At 68.8% G+C, this 1,383-nt stretch carries 1 protein-coding gene; it reads right to left on the bottom strand.

Features of this window, described 5'->3' with window-relative positions:
• A partial coding sequence (locus A5736_RS20100; protein WP_139333457.1) for a type I polyketide synthase occupies window positions 1–1,383 on the bottom strand: 1,383 nt, incomplete at both ends.

Genomic DNA, 1,383 nt, shown 5'->3' with positions numbered 1-1,383 from the left:
CCCATGTTCGACTTGATCGACCCCAGCCACAGCGGTTCGGCCCGGTCTTGTCCATAGGTCGCCAACAAGGCCTGCGCCTCGATCGGATCGCCCAAAGTGGTCCCGGTCCCGTGTCCCTCGACCACGTCCACGTCGGCCGCCGACAATCCGGCGTTGGCCAGCGCGGCGCGCACCACGCGCTGCTGCGAGGGTCCGTTGGGCGCGGTCAGCCCGTTGGAGGCGCCGTCCTGATTGATGGCCGACCCGCGGACCACTGCCAGCACGGGGTGCCCCAGGCGTCGCGCGTCCGACAGGCGCTCGACGACGAGCATGCCGCCGCCCTCGGAGAATCCGGTGCCGTCGGCCGCGCCGGCGTATGCCTTGCAGCGGCCGTCCGCGGACAGCCCGCGCATGCGGCTGAACTCGATGAAGATGTCGGGTGTGGCGTTAACGGTGACTCCACCGGCCAACGCCAGGTCGCATTCGCCCGAGCGCAGCGACTGCGCCGCCATGTGCAAGGCAACCAACGACGACGAGCAGGCCGTGTCCACCGAGACGGCGGGGCCCTCCAGCCCCAGCGCGTACGAAATCCGTCCGGAGGCCACGCTCGACGACTGCCCGGTCAGGCGGAAGCCCTCCGCGGCCGGCGCGGCGCCGATCCCGTAGCCCTGCGTGTACACCCCGGCGAACACACCGGTGGCGCTGCCGCGCAGCCCGCCGGGCTCAATTCCAGAGCGCTCTAACGCTTCCCAGGACAACTCCAGGAACAGCCGTTGCTGCGGATCCATGGCCAGCGCCTCGCTCGGCGTGATGCCGAAGAAGGCGGGGTCGAAGTCCGCGACGCCGTCCACGAAGCCGCCGGTGCGGGTATAGCAGGTGCCCGGAACGTCGGGGTCCGGGTTGTACAGCCCGGACAGGTTCCAGCCGCGATCGGTGGGAAATTCGGAGAGCACGTCGCGGCCCTCGATGAGCATGTCCCACAGGTCGTCTGGAGAATTCACCCCGCCCGGATAGCGGCACGCCATGCCCACGATTGCGATCGCATCGTCGCCGGTAGCGCGAGCGACGGGGGCGGCCTTGATTTCCTGCGGAACGCCGGCGAGCTCGGTGCGGATGTAGCCGGCCAGGCCGTTGGGCGTCGGATAGTCGAAGATAAGCGTCGGCGAAAGTGCCAGTCCCGTAGCGGTTTTGAGCCGGTTACGCATTTCGACCGCGGTCAGCGAGTCGAAGCCAAGCTCCTGGAACGCCTTGTCCGGGTCGATCGCCTCGGCGGTGGTGTTCCCCAGCACTGTGGCGATGTGCGATCGCACCAGATCCAGTAGCACGGCGTGCTGCTCAGCTTCGGGCAGCCCGTCCAGGCGATGCGCGAGCGCCGATTTCGATTTCGCGGCGGCCAGCGAATCG

It is taken from the genome of Mycobacterium sp. SP-6446 (assembly GCF_001954045.1).
Taxonomy (GTDB): domain Bacteria; phylum Actinomycetota; class Actinomycetes; order Mycobacteriales; family Mycobacteriaceae; genus Mycobacterium.
The sequence above is the reverse complement of the archived record's forward strand: the minus strand, read 5'-3'. Positions and strand labels throughout refer to the sequence as shown.